Genomic DNA, 26,713 nt, shown 5'->3' on the forward strand with positions numbered 1-26,713 from the left:
ATAGGTAAAATATGAATGGTTCAAAAGAACAATTTTGGAGGAACAATTTATGAAGCTCACTGAGCAGTTAAAACAAAAAAAAGAGTTATTATTAATTTTTGCATGGTCCACGATTACAATGATGGTTACCAGTAAGAACTCACCTGTATTTTTTCTTAATGATTGGGTTGATTTAAATGCCTTTTTAACAATGGGAAAAGGTTGGTCTCACGGACTTATACCATATAAAGACTTATTCGAGCAAAAGGGACCAGCCTTATATTTTATCTTTAATATTGCGTCGCGCATTTCTAATAGCTATTTCGGTATCTATTTGATTGAAGTCATCCTTTTTACACTTTCTCTTTATTTATTTTATAAAATTGCACGACAATTTGTAAATAACTCAACAAGTTTATTATTTTGTATGGCTAGTTCAATGATTTTAACAATGAATCCTTATTTTAAATTAGGCGGCAGTGCTGAAGAAATCGCATTACCGTTTATTGTTTATTCTATCTATCTCATTTTTGAATTTCAAAAAAGTGATGGTATCTTAACAAAAAGCCAGTACGTTTTAGGAGGCCTTTCACTTTCTTTTTTATTTTGGGCAAAATATACAATGATTGGAAGTTGGGTTGGATTTTTCTTAGCTCTAGCAATTGTACTACTTATTAAAAAAAAATTTCATGAATTAATTAAAGCTGTTCTTTTCAGTTTAATTGGGTTTCTGTCCCTTTCATCTTTGGTTTTATTTTACTTCTATTTAAAAGATGCCTTAAGTGATTTGATATTTTCATATTTCTATTTTAATATTCGACTATACCCTACAAATGATGGTATCCCATTATTTGGAAAGCTCATTAATTCTGTAATCGGATTTATTCAATTAATCAGTAGAGACTATTTTTTATTTACTATTCTAATAATTGGTTTATTTACAATATTATTTAGTCATAAAATGTTTAAAAATAACTATACAATCTTTATGTATTTTGCTGCATACTTTTCATTGATTACCGTTCAATTTATTGGTGGAAATATTTGGCCTTACTATTGTTTAATAGTTTTCCCATTTTTCTGTATTTCATTATTACCACTCCTTGAAAAATCTCAAGACTTAACTTTTAATAAATTTCAAGTTTTTATTTTAAGTTTAATCTCGCTAGTGCTTGTAATGAGTTTCAATAAAAATATTACCGAATCTAAATTTTTCCCACATAACTCATCAATCAGCATTAATCGACAAGACAGTGAACCTGCTCAAATGAAATTTGCTAAAATTATAAACAAAGAAAAAAATCCTACACTATTAAACTACGGTGCTGTGGACATGGGCTTTTTCCAAGCTGCTGATATTTTACCAAGTAATTATTACTTTATTCGCCAAAATATCCCACATGAAAAATATCCTAATATCATGAATGAACAAAATAAAATTATTAATGATCGAAAAGTAATGTTTGTCGTCACCCGTTCAAAAGGTATCAATACAGAAGCTAGTGTGCCAGCTAATATTAGAAAAAACTATACTTTAGTCGCTGAACATACACAAACATTTGAAGTTGCCAATCGAACATATCGTTTATACAAAATAAAAAAATAATTATAATCCTATTAGTTAAAACTAAAACTCATTAAATTAAGCATTATACTTAATTTAATGAGTTTTTCTAATAGTATTTAAAATTAAATATCCATAACTATTTCTATAACATGTGCATTTAGTTTTGTCCTCGACATTCATTTAGAACAAAACATCTCATTGTGTATTACTCTGATTCACGATAAAATAGAGAAGACGTTTTGAATAAAAAGGAGAATATAACAGATGAAAAAAAATAAACTCACAATTATTATTCCTTGTTATAATGAAGAAGAAGTTCTACCGATATCTAGTCAGTCAATAAAAGAAGTGCTCTTTGAGCTCATTGACCAGAAAAAAATAAGCAATCAGAGTTGTATCCTTTTTGTAGATGATGGTAGTACTGATTCAACATGGAAGTTAATTGAATCGTTAAACTTAGAAGACCCTGTTCATTTTACCGGCATTAAATTCAGCAGAAACTTTGGTCATCAAAACGCTTTAATTGCTGGACTAACAGTTGCAACTAAAACTTCTGATATGCTAATTACAATTGATGCTGACTTACAAGATGATATTCAAGCGATTAAGCAAATGGTCATAGAATATTACAATGGATTTGATGTAGTTTATGGAGTTCGTAACAATCGTGACATGGATACTTTCTTTAAGCGAAAGACTGCTAATTATTTTTATACAATCATGGAAAAAATTGGTGTTAAAATGGTACCCAATCATGCTGATTTCCGTTTAATGAGCCAGCGTGCAACTAAAACTTTATTATCTTTTAAAGAGCAGAATATTTTTCTACGTGGATTAGTGCCCCTAGTTGGCTACCCCTCAACAGAAGTCTATTATTCACGAAACAAACGTTTTGCAGGTGACTCAAAGTATCCTTTAAAAAAAATGTTAGCTTTTGCCTTAGAAGGGATTACGTCCTTCTCAATTATGCCCATTCGTTTGGTACGAAATCTCGGTATCTTTACTTTTTTAATCGGAATCATTTATACATTAAATATCTTATTTCAACATTTTAGTGGAAACACTGTTACTGGTTGGGCTTCTCTCACAATGAGTATTTGTATTTTAGGTGGCATTCAACTCGTGTCACTATCTATTATAGGTGAATATATAGGAAAAATTTATTCTGAAGTCAAACATCGACCTCGATTTATTATTGAAAAAAATTTAGATAATTTTACGGAGGAAAAATATTTTGAAAAAAATTCAACACATGAAGATTAATAAGGAATTATTAATCTTATTTGGATGGTCCTTCGTGACCTTACTTGTTAGTAGTAAGAACTCCCCTTTATTTATTCTAAACGATTGGGGAGATTTAAATGCATTTTTAACAATGGGTAAAAGTTGGGCTCATGGTCTTATTCCATATAAAGATCTATTTGAACAAAAAGGACCTATATTGTACTTTATTTTTAACATCGCTTCAAGAATTTCAAATGGTTACCTTGGCGTCTATCTTTTAGAAGTATTATTCTTTACAGCTTCACTCTATCTTATTTATAAAATTGTACGTTTCTTTATTAATAAAACGACAAGTTTAGTCTTTTGTGTGTTTAGTTCAATATTATTAACACTTAACCCTTATTTTAGACTAGGTGGCAGTGCTGAAGAGTTTGCCTTTCCTTTTATTTTATATGGAATTTACCTCATATTTGAATTTCAAGAGAATGAGGATTCACTGAAAGCTAGCCAATATTTTATTTCAGGACTATTCTTTTCCATTCTATTTTGGATAAAATTTACAATGGTTGGAAGCTACCTTGGATTCTACTTAGCACTCGCTATAATTTTGATTATTTACGCAAAATGGCAAGAACTTATCAAAGCCATTATCTATAGCCTTCTTGGTTTCTTGTCACTTTCAGTTATAATCACAACCTATTTTTCAATGAATCAAGCGTTAGATAATCTTTTCCATGTCTATTTTTATTCAAACATTTTTTTATATCAAGAAGATGTTGATATCACGATTTTTGGTAAAATCATGCGTGCACTTTCGGAATTTATTAAAATGGTGAAAGGAGATCCGTTACTCTTTAGTTTAATGTTTATTGGATTAGTGTCATTAATCGTAAGTCGTCGCATCTTAAAGAATAATAACAGTCTCTTTATCTTCTTTGCCGCATATTTTAGTTTACTTATTTCAACTTTTTTTGGCGGTAACTTTTGGCCATATTATTGTTTAATTCTAATTCCTTTTATCTGTATTTCTTTATTACCACTATTAACTTATATAAAAGATCTTAAACTTAATCACTTACAAGTCAGTTTTTTAGCTATCTTAGCTTTCGTATTAATTTTAGGTTCTAACCAAAACATTGTCGAATCTAAGCTTTTACCACACAATCCAACAATAAGCACAAGTTCGGAAGATTTCGAACCCGCACAAGTCGTTTTTGGTAATATTATCAAGGAAGAAAAAAATCCAACATTGCTAAACTATGGAGAACTGGATATGGGCTTTTATCAAGCTGCAAATGTGATTCCTAGCACTTATTTCTTCGAAATTCAAAACATTTCAGATGTCAGTCTTCCTGAAATGAGAAAAGATCAAGCTGATGCTATCCGTAAGAAAAAGGTAATGTTTGTCGTGGCCCGTTCTCAAAACGGCGATGAAGAATATAGTTTACCAAAAGATATTGATAAAAACTACGATCTCGTAGCACGTCATCTACAAACCTTTGAAGGTGAAATTCGGAATTATCACTTATACAAAGTCAAACCTTAATAGAAATAGCGACCTCTTAAAGTTAGATATAAAATCTAACTCTAAGAGGTCGCTATTTTTAACTCTATCTTTTATCGCCAAATGTAAAAATTGCTAAAGTACCAGTACCAGTATGACTCATAATAGTTGGTCCCATTGAATATATTTCAATTTTACTCGTTGGATACTCCTGTTCTAAAAGTTCCTTTGTTCTCAATGCAGACTCGAAATCATCAGCATGAACCACATAGATTAATGATTGATCACCTGTTGTTGTATGTTTTTGCATTTCTGAAACAATTTTACTGATTGCCCGGTGTCTCCCACGAGCTTTACCAACATTGACTAACCGACCTTCTTCATTCACATGAATAATTGGATCTATTTTCATTAAACCACCGATTGTTGCGCTGGTTTTAGAAATACGCCCACCTCGTTCTAAATGTTCTAAATTATCAACAGTAACCCATGATTGAACATGATCTAAATGACTGTCCAACCATTCTAATGCCTCTTCTAAGGTTCCACCAGCAAGTCTTAATTCGCTTACACATTTGACAACTAAACCTAAGCCTAAACTTGCAGCTTTGGTGTCAACAACCGTAACAGGGACATTCTGATAATCCTCTTTTAACAAATTTACTGCACTAACCGCATTTTGATATGAGCCACTTAATCCGGATGAAAATGATAAATACAGGAGTGGTTGCTCTTGATCTACATAAGGTTTAAAAGCTTCTAAATACGTACCAATATTTATTTGAGAGGTTGTTGCCATTTCACCTGATTTTAAACGCTTTACAAATTCTTGATAATCAAAAGTTTTCCCTAAATCATCACGATATTCTTTTCCTCCCATTTGAACGGTCATACTTACAAACTGAACATCTTGCTTTTCTAGTAAACTTACAGGTAGATCACAACATGAATCTGCCAATAAATCAAAATTTTTATTCATTTTCTCACTCCTCTTCTTTCTTAAGTATAGCAAAAGAAAAGAGTGTAACAAAACGAAAGCTTTCATTTTGTTACACTCTTTTTTAAAAATAAATAACGACAGTGATTTAAAATTCTTCACGATTAGAAACAGACGAGAATTTATTATATTCTTTGATAAATAATAATTCAACCGTTCCACGCGCACCACTTCTGTTTTTCTCAATGATGACTTCAATGATATTACTTTGATCTTCAGACATTTCACCGCCATCTTCATCACCCTCACGTTGATAATAATCATCGCGATATAAGAATGCAACAATATCAGCATCCTGCTCAATTGAGCCTGACTCACGAATATCACTTAACACAGGACGCTTGTCTTGTCTTTGTTCCACACCACGAGAAAGTTGTGATAGGGCAATGACCGGAACTTTTAATTCTTTAGCTAATTTTTTTAATTGTCGGGAAATCTCAGATACTTCTTGTTGACGATTTTCTCGACCTGTTCCTTCAATTAATTGTAAATAGTCAATCAAAATTAAACCTAATCCACCTTGTTCTTGAGCCAATTTACGACATTTAGCTCGAATTTCGGATACTTTAATTCCTGGTGTGTCATCAATGAAGATATTTGCTCTTGATAGTGACCCCATTGCAATAATAATATTATCCCACTCTTCATCTGTTAATTGACCTGTTTTCAAGTGACTGGCATCAACTAATCCTTCAGAACATAGCATACGATTTACTAAAGATTCTGCACCCATTTCTAAACTGAAGATTGCAACTGATTCATCTGTTTTTGTTCCAACGTTTTGAGCTATATTTAGAGCAAAAGCCGTTTTCCCCACAGCTGGTCGAGCAGCTAAAATGATTAATTCTTCTTTTTGAAGTCCAGCTGTCATTTTATCTAACATATGATAACCAGTTGGTAATCCTGTGATACTTTCTCCTTGTTGCGATAATTGCTCAATTTGATTAATTGAATCGCCTAAAACATCAGCAATTGCTAAAAAACCACTGCGATTTCTTTTTTCTGATACTTCTAGAATTCTTCTTTCTGCATCATCTAATATCGTTTCAACAGACTCACCTTGTTCAAATCCACTAGTTACAATATCAGTTGCTGTTTGAATTAAATGCCTAAGAAGAGATTTTTGCTCGACAAGCTTTGCATAATATCCAACGTTCGCTGCTGTCGGAACACTTAAAGCAAGTTCAGATAAATAGCTCAAACCACCAATATCTTCAATTAAATTACGAAGTTCTAGTTCATCTTTAACTGTAATGACGTCAATGGGTTCATTACGATTATTTAAGTCCAACATAATTTGGAAAATCAACTGATGAGAACGGCGATAAAAATCTTTTGTTTCGATATATTCCATTGCCTCAACAATTGCATCCGAATCTAAAAACACCGATCCTAAGACTGCTTGTTCCGCTTCAATATTCTGTGGTGGAATTCTATCTTGTTGGATAAGTTCCATTTATAAACTCCTGTCTTTCTTCGTTCTTATTGCACAACTACATGTACTCTTAGCTTTGCAATAACTTCTTTATGAAGTTTCAAAGGTACTGATGTATAACCTAATGCTTTGATTGGTTGTTCTAAATCTAATTTACGTTTATCAACTTTAATTTTATGTTGTTTTTCTAAATTTTCAGCAATTTGTTTAGAAGGAATCGAACCAAATAATCTACCATCTTCACCAGCTTTGGATTTAATTTCAACTTCAAAACCTTCTGCTTCTATTTTTTCTTTTAATTGTTTTGCTTCTTCTAGGTTTTCAGCTTCTTCTTTAGCTTTCGCTTTATTTTTGCCTTGTAATTCACTCATCGCTTTTGGTGTTGCCTCTGTTGCTAATCCTTTTTTAAGTAAAAAGTTTTGCGCATAACCAACAGCAACATCTTTAATTTCGCCTTTTTTACCTTTACCTTTTACATCTTGTAAAAATATTACTTTCATACGTAATCGCTCCTTCATTCTATAATCTCTATCATTTTACCATAATTTTTTAAGAGTTCATAATCGAAGCATTTATAAATAAAACATCAAAAAAAGCATTCATTTTTACATGAATGCTTTACTAACTCAATTATTATTGTTCGTCAGCAACGAATGGAAGTAATCCCATAATACGTGCACGTTTAATAGCAATTGTTAATTTACGTTGATGTTTAGCACAAGTACCAGTTACACGACGTGGTAAAATTTTGCCTCTTTCAGAAACAAAACGTGATAATAAATCAACATCTTTATAATCAATATTATCAATATGATTTGCTGTGAAGTAACATACTTTACGACGTTTTCTTCCGCCTCTTCTTTGTTGAGCTGCCATTATTTGCTCCTCCTATTCTAATTTAGAATGGTAAATCGTCATCCGAAATATCTACTTGTGATGAATTTCCAAATGGATTTGCATCACGATCAAAATTCGGAGTTTCATTACTACTTGAATTTGCAGATTTATCAAATGATTGATTACTTGCATTACCAGAAAATTGATTATAATCATTTGACTGTTGTTGTCTTCGTTCTGAACTGCTTCGAGATTCTAATAATTGGAAATTCTCACAAACAACTTCTGTCACATAGACACGTTGTCCTTGTTGATTTTCATAATTACGTGTTTGAATACGTCCAGTAACACCTAACAAAGTACCTTTGCGAGCATAATTCGCTAATGTTTCTGCTGGCTTTCTCCAAATCACACAGTTAATAAAATCGGCTTCTCGCTCGCCACTTTGATTTGTAAAGTTACGATTGACTGCCAAAGTAAACGTCGCAACAGCTGATCCATTAGACGTAAAACGTAATTCTGGATCTTTAGTTAATCTTCCTACCAATACAACATTATTAATCATCTGTAAATCTCCCCTCGTTTTAATGTTTCACGTGAAACATTTTTAGTTTTCTTCTTTTACGATCATGTGACGTAAAATGTCACCACTGATTTTAGCAAGACGATCAAATTCATCTAATGCTTTTGAATCAGTTGCAGAAACTTTAACGATTTGGTAGATTCCTTCGCGGAAGTCTTGGATTTCGTAAGCTAAACGACGTTTTTCCCATAGCTTAGATTCTAATACTTCAGCACCGTTTTCTTTCAAGATTGAATCAAAACGATCTACTAGAGCTGTTTTTGCTTCTTCATCAATGTTCGGACGAATAATGTATAAAATTTCATAATTTGCTGCGTTCATTGATTTTCACCTCCTTATGGACTTAAAGGTTCCTATTTGAATAGGAACAAGGAGAGCAAACTTATTTGTTTACTCACATTAGAATATTATACTCGTTTTTCGTACCAAAAGCAATAGAAATATAATTAAAATAGTCTTTCTACCACAGAAAAAAACTTTCACTTTAAACATAAGTATTTTTGCAAGAAATTTTTTTACTGACAATTTATAGACTCATTTATGGTATATTTACGTTAATACAAAATTGGAGGATTAATTTTTATGAATAAAAGAAAAAAATATTTCTTCATCGCACTCGCTGGTCTAATGACTGGTATGATTCTTTCTGCACTTGTTCGTCATTTTATTTTATAGGAAACAAAAAGAGCATGATTAAAAAATGGAAATCAAGCTCTTTTTGTTTTTTTTAAATTAGACGAACATATCAGGATTTAAAAAAATTAAAATAAAATAGATTGGCATTATCAAAGCAACAACACTACTAATCACAAGAAATACTTTTTTTATTTTACTTTTCTTCTTCAAGTAAAGCGAGGCCATAATTCCTGTTATTGGTGTAAACAAAATGAGTGGAATCTTTTGTGGATCATAAAAAAAGAAAGATTGAACAATACAAACCATTGATACAATTAAGACAACGATATTAGCTGTTAGAACACCTTTACTGTTGTTCATTTCTTCAACTCCTTTTGTTATGTTTATTACCATTATATCACTTGTGTTCGCTAACTATAAAACATCAAAAAAATAGCCGTCACATTTTTGTAACGACTACTTTTCTCTCTTTACGCTATTCTTCAGTCATATCTTTTATCTCATTCTTTTTAGCTGACTCTTCAATTGCGTCAGTTGTTATTTCTTCTTCAGGCTCAACTTTAGCCATTGTTGATACAAACGCATCTTCTTCTAAACGAATTAAACGAACACCTTGAGTCGAACGTCCTGTTTGTGACACATTATCCACGTTGAAACGAATAATCACACCTCGGTTCGTAATAATCATAATATCTTCATCACCTGTAACAGTTGTTAAACCTGCCAGTTTGCCATTTTTAGCCGTGATATTGACTGTTTTAATTCCTTTACCACCACGACCCTTAACTGGATACTCTGTTGCAAAAGTACGTTTACCGTAGCCATTTTCTGTAATAACGAGTACTTCACTTTCTGGTGAGATAATATCCATACCGATGACATAATCTTCCTCACGTAAACGAATACCACGTACACCAGAAGCAGAACGTCCCATCGAACGAACATCTGTTTCTCTGAATGTTACTGAATATCCTTTATGTGTACCGATGATCATGTTTTGTTTGCCGTCGGTTAAGGCAACATTAATTAGTTTGTCACCTTCTCTTAAACCAATTGCTTTTAACCCGTTAGTACGAATATTAGCAAATTCAGTGACTGCAGTTCTTTTTACGGTTCCTAATTTAGTTGTAAAAAAGAGATATTGATCTTCTTCTGCTTGACCAGCAATACTTATAATCGCCTCAATTTCTTCTGATGAATCGATGCCTAATAAGTTAATAACAGGAATACCTTTCGCTGTACGGCCATATTCTGGTATCTCATAGCCTTTCGCACGATATACCTTACCTGTATCGGTAAAGAATAATAAAGTATCATGTGTCGAACAAGAAACAAGATTTTCAACAAAATCATCATCATGAACGCCCATACCTTGAACGCCACGTCCACCTCTGTTTTGAGTTCTAAACTCTGTACTTGGCAAACGTTTTACATAACCATTATGCGTTAATGTAATCACGACATCTTCTTCTTCGATTAAATCTTCATCTTCAAGACTCAACACTTCACCGACTAATAATTCAGTACGGCGAGCGTCGTTGTATTTACGTTTGATTTCATCGAGTTCTTCGCTAATAATACTTAAAACACGATGATGATTAGCTAAAATATCTTTCATATCTTCAATAAATTTCAATAATTCTTGATATTCATTCTCGATTTTATCACGTTCTAAGCCTGTTAATCGACGCAAACGCATATCTAGGATAGCTTGTGCTTGGCGATCTGATAAATCAAATTTTTCAATTAAACCAGTTTTTGCCACCTCATCAGATTGTGATGAACGAATTAAATGAATAATCTCATCAATATGATCTAAAGCAATCCGTAAACCTTCTAAAATATGGGCACGTGCTTCAGCTTTATTCTTATCAAATTCAGTTCTTCTGACAATAACTTCTTCTTGATGCGCTAAATAGTGTTCTAAAATTTGTTTTAAACTTAAAACTTTCGGGACACCATTTACAATCGCCAACATATTAAAGCCAAAACTTGTTTGTAATGATGTTAATTTATACAAGTTATTTAACACTACTGTTGCACTCACATCACGTCGAACTTCAATCACGATTCGCATGCCCAAACGAGAAGATTCATCTCTAAGATGAGTAATCCCATCAACACGTTTTTCACGATGTAATTCGGCAATTCGTTCAACTAATTTAGCTTTATTGACCATATAAGGAATTTCAGTAATAACAATACGTTCTTTTCCACTTGGAAGTTCTTCAATCTCAACTTTCGCGCGAACAATAATTTTACCTTTTCCTGTCTCATAAGCTTTTCTAATTCCTGATTTTCCCATAACAAGTGCACCTGTTGGAAAATCGGGACCAGGTAAAACTTCCATCAATTCAGCCGTTGTAACTTCTTTATTTTCCATCAATAATTTTACAGCATCAATAACTTCACCTAAATTATGTGGTGGAATATTAGTTGCCATCCCAACCGCAATCCCTGTCGTACCATTGACAAGTAGATTTGGAAATCTTGCTGGTAAGACAGAAGGTTCTCTTTCTGTCTCATCATAGTTTTCTTGAAAATCAACGGTGTTTTTATTAATATCGCGTAACATTTCAACCGCAATTTTACTCATACGAGCTTCAGTATAACGCATTGCCGCTGCCCCGTCTCCATCGACAGAACCAAAGTTACCGTGACCATCAACAAGTAATTGACGATAGCTAAATGGTTGCGCCATACGAACCATTGACTCATAAATAGCACTATCACCATGCGGATGGTACTTACCCATAACATCCCCAACAATACGAGCTGATTTTTTATGTGCCTTATCCGGTGTCACACCCATTTCATTCATACCGTAAAGAATACGGCGATGAACTGGTTTTAACCCATCCCGAACATCAGGCAATGCACGTGACACAATAACACTCATGGCATAATCAATAAATGATGTTTCCATTTCTTCTGTCAAATTAATGTCCGTGATATTATTAATCATTTCTTCTGACATGAACGATTCTCCTTATATTTTTTTAAATGTCTAAATTTTTAACATAGTGAGCATTTGCCTCAATAAAATCACGACGTGGCTCTACTTTATCTCCCATTAACATTTCAAAAACAGCATCTGCTTTAATAGCATCATCAACGCTAACACGAAGTAAACTACGGCGTTCAGGATCCATTGTGGTATCCCAAAGTTGATGATCATCCATCTCACCAAGACCTTTATAGCGTTGTACACTTGGTTTTGGTGTTGCAGGTAGATTCGCAATTGTTGTTGCTAAACGATCCTCAGCATCTTTTCCAGGTTGAACATAACTAATATTTTTACCTTGCTTCACACCATATAAAGGCGGTTGTGCAATATAAACATAGCCTGCTTCAACAATTGGACGCATATAACGGTAAAACAGTGTTAATAATAGTGTCCGAATATGCGCACCATCAACATCAGCATCGGTCATAATAATTAATTTATGATATCTGGCTTTTTCAACATCAAAGTCTTCACCAAAACCAGTTCCCATTGCTGTAAATAAAGAACGGATTTCTTGGTTAGCTAAAATTTTGTCCATTGTTGCTTTTTCAACGTTTAAAATTTTGCCTCGAATTGGTAAAATTGCTTGAATTTCACGGTCACGTCCTTGTTTCGCTGAACCACCGGCAGAATCCCCTTCGACGATAAATAGCTCACAACGTTCAGGATCACGACTTGAACAATCCGCAAGCTTACCTGGTAAGTTACTAATTTCCAAAGCACCTTTACGTCGTGTCACTTCACGCGCACGTTTTGCCGCTAATCTCGCTTTTGAAGCTAAGATACCTTTCTCAACTACTTTACGCGCGACATCAGGATTTTCTAATAAGAACTTGTTAAAGGTATCTGAAAAGATACGGTCAGTTACAGTTCGAACTTCTGAGTTACCTAATTTTGTTTTAGTTTGACCCTCAAATTGTGGTTCCGGATGTTTGATCGATACAACTGCTGTCATACCTTCACGAACATCATCACCACTTAAATTATCATCATTTTCTTTTAATAGTTTTTGACGTCGTGCATAATCGTTAATCACACGCGTTAGGGCTGTTCTAAACCCAAATTCATGTGTCCCACCTTCATAAGTATGGATATTATTCGCAAAACTTAAAAGATTTGTATGATAACCTTCTGTATATTGAATGGATACTTCAACAGCGATACCCTGTTGCTCACCTTCCGTATAAATAGGTTCTTCAAAAAGAACTTCTTTACTAGCGTTTAAAAATTCAACATAGCTCTTAATTCCACCTTCATAATGGAATTCTTCATAAAGTTTTGGTTCCACACGTGTATCTTCAATACTAATTTTTAAGCCACGATTTAAGAATGCTAACTCGCGAATACGTGTGGCTAATTTATCATATTCAAAGACCGTTGATTCTGTGAAAATTTCTGGATCTGGTTTAAAATTAACAACCGTTCCACGATGTGTTGTCTCTCCAATGATTTCTAAATCATCAACCACTTTACCACGATTAAATTCTTGGAAATGAATTTTTCCATCGACATGAACTTTCACTGTCAATCGTTCTGAAAGTGCGTTTACAACTGATGACCCCACTCCGTGAAGTCCTCCTGAAACTTTGTATCCGCCACCGCCAAATTTACCGCCGGCATGTAGAATCGTAAAAACTGTTTCAACTGCAGGTCGTCCAGTTTTTTCTTGAATCCCAACTGGAATTCCACGACCATTATCAGTTACAGTCACGCTATTATCTTGTTCAATTACGACATTAATCTCAGTTGCAAAACCTGCTAGTGCTTCGTCAATTGAATTGTCGACAATTTCCCAAACTAAGTGGTGCAAGCCTTGTGGACCGGTTGAACCAATGTACATACCAGGACGTTTTCTAACAGCTTCTAATCCTTCAAGTACCTGAATCTGGCTGGCATCATATGCTTGCTCTTCTAACATTTCTTTATTTTCTTCTGTCAACGCTAATCTCCATCCCTTTCTACAACACCTTGAGTAATATTAAAGACTTCTGGATCAATTGTTAATTTATCTTGTAAATGCGTCAAACTTGTTGTGGTTAAAAATGTTTGTAATTTTGTTTCAATCATCTCTAACAACTGAACTTGGCGATCATCATCTAGTTCACTCAACACATCATCTAATAAAAGAATTGGGTATTCACCTATTTCATCATTAATTAACTCGATTTCAGCTAGTTTTAAACTTAAAGCTGTTGTTCGTTGCTGACCTTGTGACCCATATGTTTGAACATTTTTATCATTTACAAAAAAAAGCAAATCATCCCGATGTGGCCCTGCACTCGTTGTGTATTGCTGTAAATCTTTTTTTTCATTCTTTTTTAACTCACTTAAAAATATCGCTTCAAATTCTGACACGGTTTGTTCTTTTGTCATTTTTTGAAAACTTTTATAGGAAATATTCAGTTGTTCCTTCCCATAAGATATTTTTCGATGAATCTCATTGGCCCATTTTTCTAATTTTTCCAAAAACTGCAAACGATAGTACAAAACATGACTTCCCGCTTGCGCTAATTGTTCTGTCAAAACTTCTAAATAAAGTAAGTCTTGTTGTTTTGACAACCCCATTTTCTTTAGATACTGGTTTCTTTGCTTTAATACAAGTTGATAGGTACTCAAATAGTGAAGATATTGTGGATTGATTTGACCAATCTCCATATCAAGAAATTTTCGTCGATTTTGAGGTGATCCTTTTACCAAAGATAAATCTTCCGGAGCAAATAAAATGACATTTAAGTGGCCAATATAATGACTTAAACGTTGTTGCTCTAGTCCATTAATCTTAGTTTTTTTCCCCTTATTAGAAATGATCATCGTTAAATCAATTGGGCCGTGTTGTTTTTCAACTGATCCAATAATGCGAGCAAAATCTTGCGACCACTCTATCAATTCTTTATCGTTACTTGTACGATGACTTCTAGCCAATGCTAAAACATAAATACTTTCTAACAAATTCGTTTTTCCTTGTGCATTTTCACCTAAAAAAATGTTAAGACGTTTTGAAAAATTTAGCTGAATTTGCTCATAATTTCGATAATTTGTTAATTCAATTTTGTTTAAATACATTACTCATCACGATTTGAATCAGTACTTGAGACCATAAAAAAGGTTCCAACTTCCGGAACTTCAATCATCATCTCAGCGTATAGTTTACGTCCACGACGATTTTCAACTTCACCATCAACATAAACAACATTTTCTTGTAAGAACCACTTAGCCATCCCTCCACTAGAGATAACATTGATTTCTTTTAAGAATTGTCCCAAAGTGATGTATTCTGCTGTTAAAATAAATTTTTCTTTCACAATTTTCACCTATTCTTCTCCATTATAGACCACTTTATTATACCTTTTTTATGTGATAAAAACAAATAATCTTTCATATAATCACTTTTAAACACGTTAAAACATTTTTAGATAGTTTTATCGTATTTTTTTAAAACACGCTAAAACGTAAAAATAAGTCACTTATTTGAAAATATGTTTTTATCTGAAAATTTTTTGAAATTCAAAAAAACTTCAAATGAAACAGAAGTTACTGGATCATTTGAAGTTAATTTTTTTTATTTTTCTTAATTTGTTCGTACAGGGGTGATTAGTTGGATAAAGTCAACATCACCATCTGCTGGTTGTAATGTAAACGGACGAATTGGTGAAATAAAATTAATTTTGATATCAATTGGTCCAAATGATTTTAAAGAGTCTTTCATATAATCAGGGTTAAAGGATATTTCAATTGGATCACCTGTAACTGATAGGTAACTTAATTTTTCTTCAACATTTCCGATTTCAGGTGAATTTCCATAAATCATCACATTTTCAGAATCAATTTTTAAACGAACAATATTATTACGTCCTTCGTGAGATAACAATGAAGCTCTATCAATTGCTGATAAAAGTTCCGGTACACTAAAAGTGATTTCTGTATTAAAACTTGTCGGTATTAAACGATTTGTGTCAGGATAGTTCCCTTCTAACAGACGTGAATAAAATAACGTATTCTCAGTTTTAAATAACACTTGGTTATCCATCATTGAAATAGACACTAATTCTTCTTCGTCTTTTATTGTTTTTGATAATTCTTGTAAACTTTTTCCAGGAATTACAACATCAAAATCTTGATTTTCGCCTTCAACTGAAATGACACGTTGACTTAAGCGATGGCTGTCAGTTGCAACAGCTAATAATTGGTTATCTTTCAAAATCATATGTAACCCAGTTAAAATCGGACGATTTTCTTGCAACGAAACAGCAAATACTGTTTCGTTAACTAATTTATTCAAGATACGTGCTGGCAATTTAAATGCTTGATCTTGATTAATGACAGGTAAGTGAGGATAGTTATCCGCATTTAAACCATTAACGTTAAATAATGCTTTTCCAGAAGAAATAATAACTTGTTGGTTATCTCCTAATTCTAGAGTTAATGTATCTTCTGGTAATTTTCGGATAATATCATTAAAGAATCTTGCTTGTAAAACAATTGATCCTGTACTCTCAATGAGCATATTGGCTTTTTCATCATTAACACTTAAAAAAGTTTCAATTGAAATATCTGCGTTACTTCCTGTTAAAGTTAAACCATTTTCAGTTAATTTAATTTTTACCCCAGTTAAAATAGGAATCGTTGTTTTTCCAGAGATAGCTCTTTGAACTGTTGCTAATTCTTCAAGAAATGCACTTCGATTTAAAGTTACTTTCATGTGTATGCTCCTTTTAATTCATATAATAATAAATAGTAATAGTAGTAGGGCCTGTTAGTACTGTGGAAAAATAGGCTTTGTGGATAACTGTCAAGTAAAAACGCTTGTTGATAACCTGTGGATAAGTCTAAAGTTAAAATGTTACTTTTCCACAGTACTAAAAAAACTATTGATTTAGTTGCTGCTTGATATCAGTAATTTCTTTTTGAATTGTGATATCTGTTTCAAGAAGCTGTTGAATTTTTTCATGTGCATGAATGACTGTTGTATGATCTTTTCCGCCAAACTCAGCACCAATTTTTGGTAGCGAGTTGTCAGTCAATTCTCGTGATAAAAACATTGCGATTTGTCTAGGAACAACGATTGTTTTAACACGTTTCTTCCCTTTTAAATCTTTAAGTTTAATATGATAGTATTTACAAACTTCTTCTTGAATTAATAGAATCGATAATTCTTTTTTACGTGATGCAGGTTTTAAACTTTTAAGTGCATCAGCAGCTAAACTTGTTGTAATTTCACTGCCACTCATTGCCGAATAAGCTTGAACACGTACTAACGCACCTTCAAGTTCACGAATATTTGAGTCAATTTGACCAGCAATATAACTTAAGGTGTCATCAGGGATTTCCAGATTTTCAGAGTCAGCTTTTTTTCGCAAAATGGCGATTCTGGTTTCCAAATCGGGTGGTGTGATGTCGACAGAGAGTCCCCACGCAAATCGTGAAACAAGCCGTTCTTGTAATTTGGGAATTTCATTTGGTAAGCGATCACTCGTTAATACAATTTGGCGGCCATCATTATAAAGAGTATTGAACGTATGGAAAAATTCTTCTTGTGTTCCTTCTTTGTCAGCAAAGAATTGAATATCATCGACAAGTAAAAGATCCACACTACGATACTCTTGTCTAAATGCTTCTGACGTTCTATTTTGAATCGAATTGATAAAGTCATTTGCAAAAGATTCACTAGTCACATATTTAATTTTTGCATCAGGTTGATTTGCTAACATCTGATGTCCGATAGCATGCATTAAATGCGTTTTTCCTAGACCAACACCACCATAGAAAAAGAGTGGGTTGTAAGTCGCGCCGGGATCTTCTGCAACAACTAATGCTGCGGCATGTGCCATCTGGTTTCCTTTTCCAATAACAAAAGTATCAAAGGCGTACTTTGGATTAAGAAGTGCTTTTTTACTATTTTGAATGACAATATCAGAGACTTCAGTTGTTTTTTTGACAACGACTTCTTCAGTTTTAGGTTGTTCATTTTGAATAATAAAGACCGGTGTAATTTCGCCACCAGTTAATTTAAAGCCTGTTTCAACAATTTTACTAGCTAGATTTTTTTCCCAATATTCTTTATGTAAAGCAGAGGGTACTTCGATGGTTAAAATATTATTTTCAAGACTAATCGGAGTGGCTTGTTCGATCCATGCATTAAAACTGGGTGGCGTTAAGATTTTTCGATAGTCATCTTCTAATTCTTTCCATATAAAATCAATATTTGGCATTTCTATCCCCCTTTTTAATTTAGTAGGCTTTCCCATTCTAGCATTAAATAAAAAAGTTTTCCACTGGTTTCACGGCATGTGGATAACAAAATAACAGATTTAACAATGAGTTTTCCACAGAACAGAATAAATATGTGGATATTTTAAAAAGTTTAATAAATACTCACAAGTTATACACACAAAGTAATCTTAATTCTAAAAGCTTTCCAAAAGTTATTAACAACGAAAAACAAAAATGTGGAAAACTATTAACAGGCTGTGGACTTGTGGATAAAAAGCTTAAAAGTTTAAAAGTCATTCAAGAAGAAATTTATATTTTAAACATTATTGTGGATAAGTTTTAATTAATTGTGAATTGTTTTTAGAAATTTTTTAAAAGATAATTACAGAGAATAGTTGACAAAAATGGTATTCCCTTTGTATACTGTTATAGTCTGTCTAAGTGATTTAGAAATAGACTGTTTTTAGGAGGTGGATTTCATGAAAAGAACATATCAACCAAAAAAACGTAAACGCCAAAAAGTGCATGGTTTCCGTAAACGCATGAGCACGAAAAATGGTCGTCGCGTATTAGCTAGTCGACGCCGTAAAGGAAGAAAAGTATTAGCTGCTTAAATCACTGAGTTTATACATCAGTGATTTTTTTTTATAATTTTTTTTATTAAAAAGAGAGATAAAAATTATGACTTTATGCTATGATTAAGGTATTGCTAAGTCATAAATATGTAGAATTAAAGGGATGTCAAATGGAAAAATCATATCGTGTAAAAAAAGAGATAGACTTTCAAACTATTATTAAGAATAAACAGTCTTTTGCGAATCGAAATTTTGTTGTCTATTTTAAAGAAAACGATCAGAACGCACATTTTCATGTCGGCATATCTGTAGGAAAAAAAGTAGGAAATGCAGTAAAACGAAATCGTGTAAAGCGTTTGATTCGGCATTCATTATATGAGTTAAGAGATGAAATTAAACCAACTTATGATATTATTTTAATTGCTAGGCCAAGTATTTCAGATTTATCATTTGATGAAGTCAAAAAAAATACTCGACACGTATTGAATTTAGCAAATTTAATCAAGTAAGCGAGGGTTACTGAGTGAAGAAATACAAAAAAATATTACTTTTTACAAGTATGCTGATGTTAGTCTTTGTTTTAACTGGTTGTGGAACCGGTGAGATTACGGCTGATAGTACAGGAATTTGGGATCGCTATATTGTCTATTATTTTGGGCAAGCAATTAAGTTCCTATCTTTTGGTGGCAACGCCGGTGTGGGGATTATTCTTTTCACTTTAATTGTCAGAGTTTTGTTAATGCCTTTAATGCATTATCAAACGAAGAGTATGCGTAAAACGCAAGATTTACAGCCTAAATTAAAGGCTTTGCAAGAAACGTATTCTTCAAAGGATCCTGAAACAGCACGTAAATTACAAGAAGAGCAACAACGTTTATATTCTGAAGCAGGTGTCAATCCGATGTCAGGGTGTTTACCACTGCTCGTTCAATTGCCGATTATGATGGCTGTGTGGCAATCAATTTCAAGAATGCCGGAATTAACGAATGGTAATTTTTTATGGTTAGAATTAGGTAAAGCCGATCCATTTTATATTTTACCGATTTTAGCAGCGATTTTTACTTTTATCAGTACAAAATTAACATCAATGAGTCAAGCAGACTCACCTGGTGCAATGAAGATTATGAATTACATGATGCCAATAATGATCCTTGTTATGGGGGTTAAGTTAGCGAGTGGGTTATCACTTTATTGGGTAATCTCAAATGCTTTCCAAGTGGTACAAACATTATTAATTAATAATCCATTTAAAATAAAACAAGAACGTGAAGCAGAAGAACAGAAAAAACGCGACATCGAAAAAGCGTTGCGTAAAGCAAATATGTCTAAGAAAAAGAAAAAATAACGACTATACTATGAGGAGGTTTGTGTGATGCCGAAGTATTCAGGTGAAACAATAGATCAAGCAATAGAATCTGGTTTAAAGTCATTAAATATTAGTAAAGAACAAGCAAACATTGAAATTGTTGAAGAGGGTAAGCGTGGTTTTTTAGGATTTGGTAAACGTTTGGCGGAAGTCTCAATTACTGCAAAAGAGCAACCAAAAGAAGTCCAAACGTCAAACGAATCCCAAGAACAAATCACGCCAACAAAAACCGCTGAAACAATTGAAGAACCAAAAGTTGTAGTGGAAGCTAAAGGCGATAATAAAAATACAGAAAAAACTGATTTATCGGATGATGAAGCAATTGAACAATTGGCGATTTATTTAACCGAAGTTACTAAAGAGTTAAATGCGCCAGCACTTGTTAAAGTGAAGCGTCAGGATCAATTTATTATATTCAATCTTGAAACTGATAAAAAAGGCTTACTGATTGGTAAACATGGTAAAATCTTAAACGCTTTACAATATTTAGCACAAGTATATATTCATCGCATTGCGAAAAATCGTTTGTCTGTTATGGTGAATGTTGGCGATTATCGTGAACGTCGTGAAGAAATCTTAAGACGTTTAGCGAAACGAACAGCCCGTGAAGTTCGTGATACAGGTCAAGCAGTTTTCCTAGAACCAATGCCTGCTTTTGAACGAAAACAAGTTCATGCTATATTGGCTGAGGAAGAAGATATCAGTACTCATTCTGAGGGCAATGAACCTCATCGTTATTTAGTTGTAGAATTGAAATAGTAAATATAAGAGAACAGCCGTTTTGGTTAGTTCTCTTTTTTGTTTGTTAAAATAATTGTCAATTGATTTCGAGTGTGCTATTATTCTGTTAAATATAAATATGGACAAGCAGTCAAAGTGCGTTTCCATCCTTAAAGTAAATTTAAAGGGTGGAGTGGGCACTTTTTTTGTGCAAAAAATTACGTTTAATTTAGAAAGGACGGTCATTATTGTGAGTATTACGAATGAATTTGATACGATTGCGGCCATTTCAACACCACCTGGTGAAGGGGCAATTAGTATTGTACGTTTGAGTGGAACTGATGCGGTTAAGATTGCTGATAATATTAGTAATTACCAAAAAAAATCGTTGCAAGAAGTTGAGACGCATACGATTCATTATGGACATGTTCAAGACCCTGAAACACAACAAGTAATTGACGAAGTGATGTTTGCGGTGATGCGAGCGCCAAAAACATTTACCCGTGAAGATATTGTTGAAATCAATTGTCACGGTGGGATGGTTGTTGCCAATCAAATTTTACAGCTTTTATTACGCCAAGGAGCACGTTTAGCTGAACCAGGTGAATTTACCAAGCGAGCCTTTTTAAATGGCCGTATGGACCTCTCACAGGCCGAAGCGGTGATGGATTTAATTCAGGCTAAGACTGATGAGTCAATGAAACTTGCTTTAAATCAATTAGATGGTCAATTATCAGCTCGCATTAAAGCATTGCGCCAAAAATTATTGGAGGCATTAGCACAAGTTGAAGTGAATATTGATTATCCAGAATATGATGATGTTGAAGAAATGACAGCAAATTTATTAAAGACTAAGGCAATTGAAGTTCGCGAAGATGTGCAACTTTTACTGCAAACCTCTCGCCAAGGTAAAATCTTAAGAGAAGGCCTTTCAACGGCAATTATCGGTCGCCCAAATGTTGGAAAATCAAGTCTCTTAAATTATTTATTGAGAGAAGATAAAGCAATTGTGACTGACATTGCTGGTACTACTCGGGACGTGATTGAAGAATATGTTAATGTGCGTGGTGTACCGTTAAAATTGGTGGATACAGCTGGTATTCGTGAAACGGATGATGTGGTTGAAAAAATTGGAGTTGAACGAAGTCGTCAAGCTATTCTTGAAGCAGATTTGGTTTTATTAATCTTAAATCAAAGTGAGTCCTTAACAGAGATGGACCGCGAATTACTAACCTTAACTAAGGGAAAGAATCGCTTGATTTTATTAAATAAAACTGATTTAACGCCACAATTAGCGTTAACTGATTTCAAAGAGTTATTGGATGATGAAGAAGTCTTGATGATCTCAGTCACATCAAGTCAAGGTATTGATCAACTTGAACAAGCCATTAAGGATACGTTCTTTAGCCAATCTGCTGGGAGTGGTAAGGATGCGACTTACTTATCCAATTCTCGCCATATTGGTTTGTTGGAAGAAACAGAACGGGCATTGAATGAAGTTATCTCAGGAATTGATGATGGCATGCCTGTGGATTTGGTTCAAATTGATATGACACGTGCTTGGGATTTATTAGGTGAAGTGATTGGTGAAAGTGTTCAAGATGAATTGATTACACAATTATTTAGTCAGTTCTGTTTAGGAAAATAGGAAGGAATTAAAAACATGAGTCAAACAAATGAATATGATGTAATTGTTGTTGGTGGGGGACATGCAGGCTCAGAAGCAAGTTTAGCTTCTGCTAGAATGGGCATGAAAACTTTACTGGTAACTTTAAATTTAGATATGATTAGTTTTATGCCATGTAACCCTTCGATTGGCGGGCCAGCTAAAGGTGTGGTTGTCCGTGAAATTGATGCATTAGGTGGTGAAATGGGTCGTAATATTGATAAAACGTATATTCAAATGAGAATGTTGAATACTGGAAAAGGACCAGCAGTTCGTGCCTTACGCGCGCAAGCTGACAAACATCAATATCATACTGAAATGAAACGGACACTAGAAGAAACACCTAACTTAACAGTCAAACAAGGTGTCGTTGAAAAACTAATCGTGGAAGATAATGTTTGCCGTGGTGTTGAGATTAGTACAGGCACTAAGTTCTTTTCAAAAGCAGTTATTATTACAGCTGGGACAGCTTTACGTGGTGAAATTATTATTGGTGAATTAAAATATTCATCTGGTCCAAATAATTCTTTACCTGCAATTGGTTTGGCTGATAATTTAAAAGAATTAGGCCTTGAAATCGAACGTTTTAAAACAGGGACACCACCGCGTGTGAATGCAGATAGTATTGATTATATTAAAACTGAAGAACAACCAGGTGATGAGGTTCCGAATCATTTTAGTTTCGAAACGAAAGATGAAGACTATGTAAAAGATCAATTATCATGTTGGTTAACTTATTCAAACGCTAAAACACATGAGATTATTCGTGAAAACCTCCATCGTGCGCCTATGTTCACTGGTATTGTTGAAGGTGTAGGTGCGCGTTATTGTCCTTCAATTGAAGACAAAGTGGTTCGTTTTAGTGATAAACCACGTCATCAAATCTTTTTAGAACCGGAAGGCCGAAATACAAAAGAATACTATGTTCAAGGACTTTCAACATCATTGCCAGAAGATGTTCAAGATGAGATGGTTCATAGTGTTGAGGGCTTAGAAAATGCGCAAATTATGCGAAGTGGTTATGCTATTGAGTATGATATTGTGGTGCCACATCAATTACGCCCAACTTTAGAAACAATGAAAATTGCCGGATTGTATACTGCAGGTCAAACCAATGGTACCTCTGGATATGAAGAAGCAGCGTGCCAAGGCTTAATGGCAGGAATCAATGCATCACTCAAAATTCAAGGTAAAGAGCCGTTAATTTTGAAACGAAGTGATGCTTACATTGGCGTTTTAATTGATGATTTAGTCACTAAAGGGACAAGCGAACCGTATCGTTTGTTAACATCTCGTGCTGAATATCGCTTACTTTTACGTCATGATAATGCCGATTTACGTTTAACCCAATTTGGTCATGAGATTGGTTTAGTTGCGGAAGAACGTTATGGTATCTATCAAGAGAAACAAACGGCAATTGAAGCTGAAATATCGCGTTTGAGTAAGCTACATTTACGCCCAACAGAGGACTTACAAAAGCTGTTATCATCATTAAATTCAGCTTTATTGAAAGATGGTATTCTTGCCGTTGATTTACTAAAACGTCCCGAAATAACGTACCATGCTTTAGTACCATTTTTAGAGACTGAAGAAGTGTTACCTCGTTATGTGGTTGAACAAGTTGAAATTCATATTAAATACGAAGGCTACATTAAAAAAGCCCAAGATAAAGTTGATAAATTAAAACGTATGGAAGCTAAAAAAATTCCAACAAATATTGATTACACTGCTGTTAATAGTTTGGCAACAGAAGCCATTCAAAAGCTAGAAAAAATTCGTCCTGAAACAATAGCACAAGCCAGTCGAATTAGTGGTGTTAATCCATCTGACATCAGTATTTTAATGGTGTATATCGAACAAGGTAAAATAGCGAAAAAAAATAAGTAATTCAATATATTAATAAAACGTTTGGTTTTTTATATTAAAAAGCCAAATGTTTTTTATTTGTTTAAACTACCATTTTTTCATTTTCTTATGCTAAAATAAAATCGAGAGACTATTGCGGGAGGGGAATCGAATTGAACATTTTAGATCTTTTAGATAAACCGGAAAGAACGCAAGTACGGATTGTTCAAAGCTTACTTGATCACGGTGGCAGTATTTCAATTAAAGATTTGGGTGGCCAAATAAAGATATCACCAGCTTCGTTAAATAAATACTTAGTTGAAGTAAGTGAAACATTAAAAGCAATCAATGAAGAAATAGATTTAACAATTGAAAATAAAAAAATCAAACTTAATATTCCCTATTATTTTAATTTGCAACACATTTTGATTTACTATTTGAACAACTCGATTAATTGTCAAATTCTTAGTTATATGATTAAAAGTGATGGCGTTTCAATTCCAAATATTAGTCAAAATTTAGCGATTAGTGAAGCGACTGTTTTCAGGCGTATAAAGGAAATTAATTTAGCAATCGAGGAATTTGGTATTCAGATCAAAAATGCTCAATTTACTGGTGAAGAACTTCAAATTAGATATTTTATTTTTGAATATTACAATCATACCTTACCAATTGATGTCATCAATTATCATCAATTGGACAGTTCAATTATGTTGTTAATTGAGAATTTAGCCGAGGAATTAAATTTACCAATTGAGGATAAAAATCTATATCATTTGTATTTATGGTTGATGATTAGTAAAAAACGAGAGGCGCTTGGTTTAACATTAGAGATAGGTGAACAAGAGATTTATAAACAATTAATTGGTGAAAAAATATCGAAAGCTGTTGTTAAAACGAATGAATCACTTTATGGCACTGTTTCTGCGATACAAACGGAAACAGATTTAATTAGCTTATATATCTTTTTTATTTCAACTTATATATATGAAAAGCCACTTGTTGAAGATCAGTATATGTATTTTTTCAAGAATACATTTTTTAAGGATATTATTAATTTAAGTGAGAATACTTTGGATACAATTGGGCAACATTTTGATATGAAACATTTATCAAGAGAGTTACTGTGGTATATCGAATGTAATTTGTTTCAACTCCATTTTAGAATGATGCATTTTAATAGTTATATGAATTATTTTGAGTCTGACTATATTATTTCAAAACGAACTGATGATTCGATTAGTACTATTGTTAATCATGTCATTCATGAACATCGTGATTTATTTTCTTTAAATTTATCACCAGCTGTTTATAACCATCTCTTCTCAAATTATCGTTTCATTTTACAAATTATTGAAAGTGAATGTATAAAGACAATTCGAATTGGACTTGCGATTCAAGTTAATTATTTGGCACAACAAGATATTATGAAAAAATTAGAAACCATTTTTTCCAAGCAATATAATGTTGCTTTTGAATTGGCTCAAGCTGACAAGACTTATGATTTATTAGTGACGGATATTTTTTTGACAGATAGTCAATTTAAATATAAAGAAATATATGTTATTAATGAAATACTAAACTTATATGATGAAAATAGTATAAAAGAGATTATTGAGTCACTGATAAAAAATTGAAGATTAGAATGAATATGAATAAAAGTAAACCTGCTTTCTAAATAAGAAAACAGGTTTATTTTTCTTTTTTAGACTCATTATTTGATTATTATCGTTATTTTATTGTTTTGTGTAAAAAGATGATAGTTTTTGATGATATATAGCTGATATATTACATACGTATAATAAGGTGGCTGTAACTATGTGAAAGCAGACGCAGTTTTCTTTTATGCATGAAGTTCAAATATTTACATATAAAAATTATTGAAGATTTAGCGGAAGGAGGAAAGTCTGATTAGTAATAAGAAAGTAAGAATTGCTGTTGTAACTTTAGCGTTGCTATCGATCTTTAATCCAATTGTCTTGAAATTAATTAAGGCCAATCCGATGAAGTACCATGCGTCGAGTAAGACTGAAAGAAAAGTGCCCAAAACAGAGCCCGCTCTTATTGATACATTGACAAGTGGCATGACTAAAGAAGAACAGCAAAAAGCAGAGGAACGTATTAAGGAAGTTCATCGTGATAAACTCCAAAAAAAACATCAAGAGTACTTGGATAGAGTCCCTTATGGTGATTTTGTTGAAATGAAAACGGATAATGATGGCAAAATTTCAGTTAGTTTAGCAAAAGCTAAAATGTTACCAGAATCAGATGAACGCGTTAAAGTTGTGAAGTCAAAAATTAGTGATGTGGGCCAAGTTGTTGAGATAGAGTACGATGTTTACGTTGCGGAAGGTAGCTTTGAATATAATGGAACAATTTTTCAATACTTCGATAGCAATCAAGAAAAAGGCGCTGTTATCTTAGATGATTTAGATGAAGGCGTGACTTTAAATAAGGGTGAAAGTAAAGCTAGTAAAGTGTATGTTGCTTTTAAGAGTACGGAAAAACGAATGTCTGCCAAAATTGGAAATGCAACATTCGTTGGAATGATACAAGAGTGAG

The 26,713-nt window shown here is 33.2% G+C and carries 25 protein-coding genes; 12 read left to right on the top strand and 13 right to left on the bottom strand.

The features are described 5' to 3' along the window. Positions 1-49: 49 nt before the first annotated feature. The 3 genes from ESZ54_RS02950 (at position 50) to ESZ54_RS02960 (ending at position 4,316) form a co-directional block, all read left to right on the top strand. Positions 50-1,585: an ArnT family glycosyltransferase gene (locus ESZ54_RS02950; protein ID WP_136136191.1), complete on the top strand. Its 1,536-nt coding sequence runs from the start codon at positions 50-52 to the stop codon at positions 1,583-1,585. 225 nt (positions 1,586-1,810) lie between these two features. Next, positions 1,811-2,809, top strand: coding sequence for a glycosyltransferase family 2 protein (locus ESZ54_RS02955; RefSeq protein WP_136136192.1), 999 nt, complete (start codon positions 1,811-1,813; stop codon positions 2,807-2,809). Then, a complete protein-coding gene (locus ESZ54_RS02960; RefSeq protein ID WP_136136193.1) occupies positions 2,781-4,316 on the top strand; it encodes a glycosyltransferase family 39 protein in 1,536 nt (511 codons plus the stop codon). The genes ESZ54_RS02955 and ESZ54_RS02960 overlap by 29 nt, the downstream gene beginning before the upstream one ends. Before the next feature lie 64 nt (positions 4,317-4,380). Here the strand turns inward: ESZ54_RS02960 and ESZ54_RS02965 are convergent, their stop codons facing one another. The 13 genes from ESZ54_RS02965 to dnaA all read right to left on the bottom strand — a co-directional run bounded on the left by ESZ54_RS02965 (position 4,381) and on the right by dnaA (position 17,978). Further along, positions 4,381-5,253, bottom strand: coding sequence for a DegV family protein (locus ESZ54_RS02965; protein ID WP_136136194.1), 873 nt, complete (start codon positions 5,251-5,253; stop codon positions 4,381-4,383). Between the two features lie 106 nt (positions 5,254-5,359). After that, positions 5,360-6,727, bottom strand: a complete 1,368-nt coding sequence (gene dnaB, locus ESZ54_RS02970) for a replicative DNA helicase (protein ID WP_136136195.1) — start codon at positions 6,725-6,727, stop codon at positions 5,360-5,362. 26 nt (positions 6,728-6,753) lie between these two features. Further along, positions 6,754-7,206, bottom strand: coding sequence for a 50S ribosomal protein L9 (rplI, locus tag ESZ54_RS02975; protein WP_136136196.1), 453 nt, complete (start codon positions 7,204-7,206; stop codon positions 6,754-6,756). A gap of 133 nt (positions 7,207-7,339) precedes the next feature. Next, a complete protein-coding gene (gene rpsR / locus ESZ54_RS02980; RefSeq protein ID WP_136136197.1) occupies positions 7,340-7,582 on the bottom strand; it encodes a 30S ribosomal protein S18 in 243 nt (80 codons plus the stop codon). Positions 7,583-7,604: 22 nt separating this feature from the next. Then, positions 7,605-8,108 (bottom strand): single-stranded DNA-binding protein, encoded by a 504-nt coding sequence (ssb, locus tag ESZ54_RS02985; protein WP_136136198.1) that lies wholly within the window; start codon positions 8,106-8,108, stop codon positions 7,605-7,607. 42 nt (positions 8,109-8,150) lie between these two features. Next, positions 8,151-8,447, bottom strand: a complete 297-nt coding sequence (gene rpsF / locus ESZ54_RS02990) for a 30S ribosomal protein S6 (RefSeq protein ID WP_136136199.1) — start codon at positions 8,445-8,447, stop codon at positions 8,151-8,153. Positions 8,448-8,858: 411 nt separating this feature from the next. Beyond that, a complete protein-coding gene (locus tag ESZ54_RS02995) occupies positions 8,859-9,122 on the bottom strand; it encodes a hypothetical protein (protein WP_136136200.1) in 264 nt (87 codons plus the stop codon). A 115-nt stretch (positions 9,123-9,237) separates the two neighbouring features. After that, positions 9,238-11,739 (bottom strand): DNA gyrase subunit A, encoded by a 2,502-nt coding sequence (gene gyrA / locus ESZ54_RS03000; protein ID WP_136136201.1) that lies wholly within the window; start codon positions 11,737-11,739, stop codon positions 9,238-9,240. Positions 11,740-11,761: 22 nt separating this feature from the next. Continuing rightward, on the bottom strand, positions 11,762-13,708 hold the full coding sequence (gyrB, locus tag ESZ54_RS03005) for a DNA topoisomerase (ATP-hydrolyzing) subunit B (RefSeq protein WP_162615072.1): 1,947 nt from the start codon (positions 13,706-13,708) through the stop codon (positions 11,762-11,764). 2 nt (positions 13,709-13,710) lie between these two features. After that, positions 13,711-14,832, bottom strand: coding sequence for a DNA replication/repair protein RecF (gene recF / locus ESZ54_RS03010; RefSeq protein WP_136136202.1), 1,122 nt, complete (start codon positions 14,830-14,832; stop codon positions 13,711-13,713). Beyond that, positions 14,832-15,071, bottom strand: coding sequence for a S4 domain-containing protein YaaA (gene yaaA / locus ESZ54_RS03015; protein ID WP_136136216.1), 240 nt, complete (start codon positions 15,069-15,071; stop codon positions 14,832-14,834). Before yaaA ends, recF begins: the two co-directional genes overlap by 1 nt. A 266-nt stretch (positions 15,072-15,337) precedes the next feature. Further along, complete coding sequence (gene dnaN, locus ESZ54_RS03020) at positions 15,338-16,468, bottom strand: DNA polymerase III subunit beta (protein WP_136136203.1); 1,131 nt, start codon at positions 16,466-16,468, stop codon at positions 15,338-15,340. A 166-nt stretch (positions 16,469-16,634) separates the two neighbouring features. Further along, entirely contained in the window at positions 16,635-17,978 is a 1,344-nt protein-coding gene (dnaA, locus tag ESZ54_RS03025) for a chromosomal replication initiator protein DnaA (RefSeq protein ID WP_136136204.1), read from the bottom strand. Positions 17,979-18,112: 134 nt separating this feature from the next. Between dnaA and ESZ54_RS03030 the strand changes: the two genes are divergently transcribed. From ESZ54_RS03030 to ESZ54_RS03070, 9 genes are all read left to right on the top strand, one after another. Continuing rightward, positions 18,113-18,322, top strand: a complete 210-nt coding sequence (locus ESZ54_RS03030; protein ID WP_136136205.1) for a hypothetical protein — start codon at positions 18,113-18,115, stop codon at positions 18,320-18,322. A 136-nt stretch (positions 18,323-18,458) separates the two neighbouring features. Further along, the gene (gene rpmH, locus ESZ54_RS03035; protein WP_071457793.1) at positions 18,459-18,593 is read left to right on the top strand and encodes a 50S ribosomal protein L34; all 135 of its coding nucleotides are present in this window, start codon (positions 18,459-18,461) and stop codon (positions 18,591-18,593) included. A gap of 131 nt (positions 18,594-18,724) precedes the next feature. After that, positions 18,725-19,063 (top strand): ribonuclease P protein component, encoded by a 339-nt coding sequence (gene rnpA / locus ESZ54_RS03040; protein WP_136136206.1) that lies wholly within the window; start codon positions 18,725-18,727, stop codon positions 19,061-19,063. Between the two features lie 14 nt (positions 19,064-19,077). After that, complete coding sequence (locus tag ESZ54_RS03045) at positions 19,078-19,899, top strand: YidC/Oxa1 family membrane protein insertase (RefSeq protein ID WP_136136207.1); 822 nt, start codon at positions 19,078-19,080, stop codon at positions 19,897-19,899. Between the two features lie 27 nt (positions 19,900-19,926). Then, the gene (jag, locus tag ESZ54_RS03050) at positions 19,927-20,679 is read left to right on the top strand and encodes an RNA-binding cell elongation regulator Jag/EloR (protein WP_136136208.1); all 753 of its coding nucleotides are present in this window, start codon (positions 19,927-19,929) and stop codon (positions 20,677-20,679) included. A gap of 208 nt (positions 20,680-20,887) precedes the next feature. Further along, complete coding sequence (gene mnmE, locus ESZ54_RS03055; protein ID WP_162615075.1) at positions 20,888-22,288, top strand: tRNA uridine-5-carboxymethylaminomethyl(34) synthesis GTPase MnmE; 1,401 nt, start codon at positions 20,888-20,890, stop codon at positions 22,286-22,288. A gap of 15 nt (positions 22,289-22,303) precedes the next feature. Next, positions 22,304-24,193 carry a tRNA uridine-5-carboxymethylaminomethyl(34) synthesis enzyme MnmG gene (gene mnmG, locus ESZ54_RS03060; RefSeq protein WP_136136210.1) on the top strand — a complete coding sequence of 630 codons (1,890 nt, stop codon included), beginning with the start codon at positions 22,304-22,306 and terminating at the stop codon, positions 24,191-24,193. A gap of 131 nt (positions 24,194-24,324) precedes the next feature. Beyond that, positions 24,325-25,788: an AcpB/EbpR/MafR family transcriptional regulator gene (locus ESZ54_RS03065; RefSeq protein ID WP_162615073.1), complete on the top strand. Its 1,464-nt coding sequence runs from the start codon at positions 24,325-24,327 to the stop codon at positions 25,786-25,788. Positions 25,789-26,103: 315 nt separating this feature from the next. Next, positions 26,104-26,712 (top strand): hypothetical protein, encoded by a 609-nt coding sequence (locus ESZ54_RS03070; protein ID WP_204249504.1) that lies wholly within the window; start codon positions 26,104-26,106, stop codon positions 26,710-26,712. The last annotated feature ends 1 nt before the right edge of the window (position 26,713 follow it).

The organism is Vagococcus silagei (genome assembly GCF_004795745.1).
GTDB lineage: Bacteria > Bacillota > Bacilli > Lactobacillales > Vagococcaceae > Vagococcus > Vagococcus silagei.

Bases quoted from the DNA above. Each gene is read 5' to 3' on its own strand.
- rpmH (WP_071457793.1), top strand. From the start codon at position 18,459: ATGAAAAGAACATATCAACCAAAAAAACGTAAACGCCAAAAAGTGCAT.
- rpsF (WP_136136199.1), bottom strand. From the start codon at position 8,447: ATGAACGCAGCAAATTATGAAATTTTATACATTATTCGTCCGAACATT.
- recF (WP_136136202.1), bottom strand. From the start codon at position 14,832: ATGTATTTAAACAAAATTGAATTAACAAATTATCGAAATTATGAGCAA.
- rnpA (WP_136136206.1), top strand. From the start codon at position 18,725: ATGGAAAAATCATATCGTGTAAAAAAAGAGATAGACTTTCAAACTATT.
- ESZ54_RS02995 (WP_136136200.1), bottom strand. From the start codon at position 9,122: ATGAACAACAGTAAAGGTGTTCTAACAGCTAATATCGTTGTCTTAATT.
- dnaA (WP_136136204.1), bottom strand. From the start codon at position 17,978: ATGCCAAATATTGATTTTATATGGAAAGAATTAGAAGATGACTATCGA.
- ssb (WP_136136198.1), bottom strand. From the start codon at position 8,108: ATGATTAATAATGTTGTATTGGTAGGAAGATTAACTAAAGATCCAGAA.
- gyrA (WP_136136201.1), bottom strand. From the start codon at position 11,739: ATGTCAGAAGAAATGATTAATAATATCACGGACATTAATTTGACAGAA.
- jag (WP_136136208.1), top strand. From the start codon at position 19,927: ATGCCGAAGTATTCAGGTGAAACAATAGATCAAGCAATAGAATCTGGT.
- ESZ54_RS02950 (WP_136136191.1), top strand. From the start codon at position 50: ATGAAGCTCACTGAGCAGTTAAAACAAAAAAAAGAGTTATTATTAATT.
- dnaN (WP_136136203.1), bottom strand. From the start codon at position 16,468: ATGAAAGTAACTTTAAATCGAAGTGCATTTCTTGAAGAATTAGCAACA.
- ESZ54_RS02965 (WP_136136194.1), bottom strand. From the start codon at position 5,253: ATGAATAAAAATTTTGATTTATTGGCAGATTCATGTTGTGATCTACCT.
- rplI (WP_136136196.1), bottom strand. From the start codon at position 7,206: ATGAAAGTAATATTTTTACAAGATGTAAAAGGTAAAGGTAAAAAAGGC.
- mnmG (WP_136136210.1), top strand. From the start codon at position 22,304: ATGAGTCAAACAAATGAATATGATGTAATTGTTGTTGGTGGGGGACAT.
- dnaB (WP_136136195.1), bottom strand. From the start codon at position 6,727: ATGGAACTTATCCAACAAGATAGAATTCCACCACAGAATATTGAAGCG.
- ESZ54_RS02955 (WP_136136192.1), top strand. From the start codon at position 1,811: ATGAAAAAAAATAAACTCACAATTATTATTCCTTGTTATAATGAAGAA.
- rpsR (WP_136136197.1), bottom strand. From the start codon at position 7,582: ATGGCAGCTCAACAAAGAAGAGGCGGAAGAAAACGTCGTAAAGTATGT.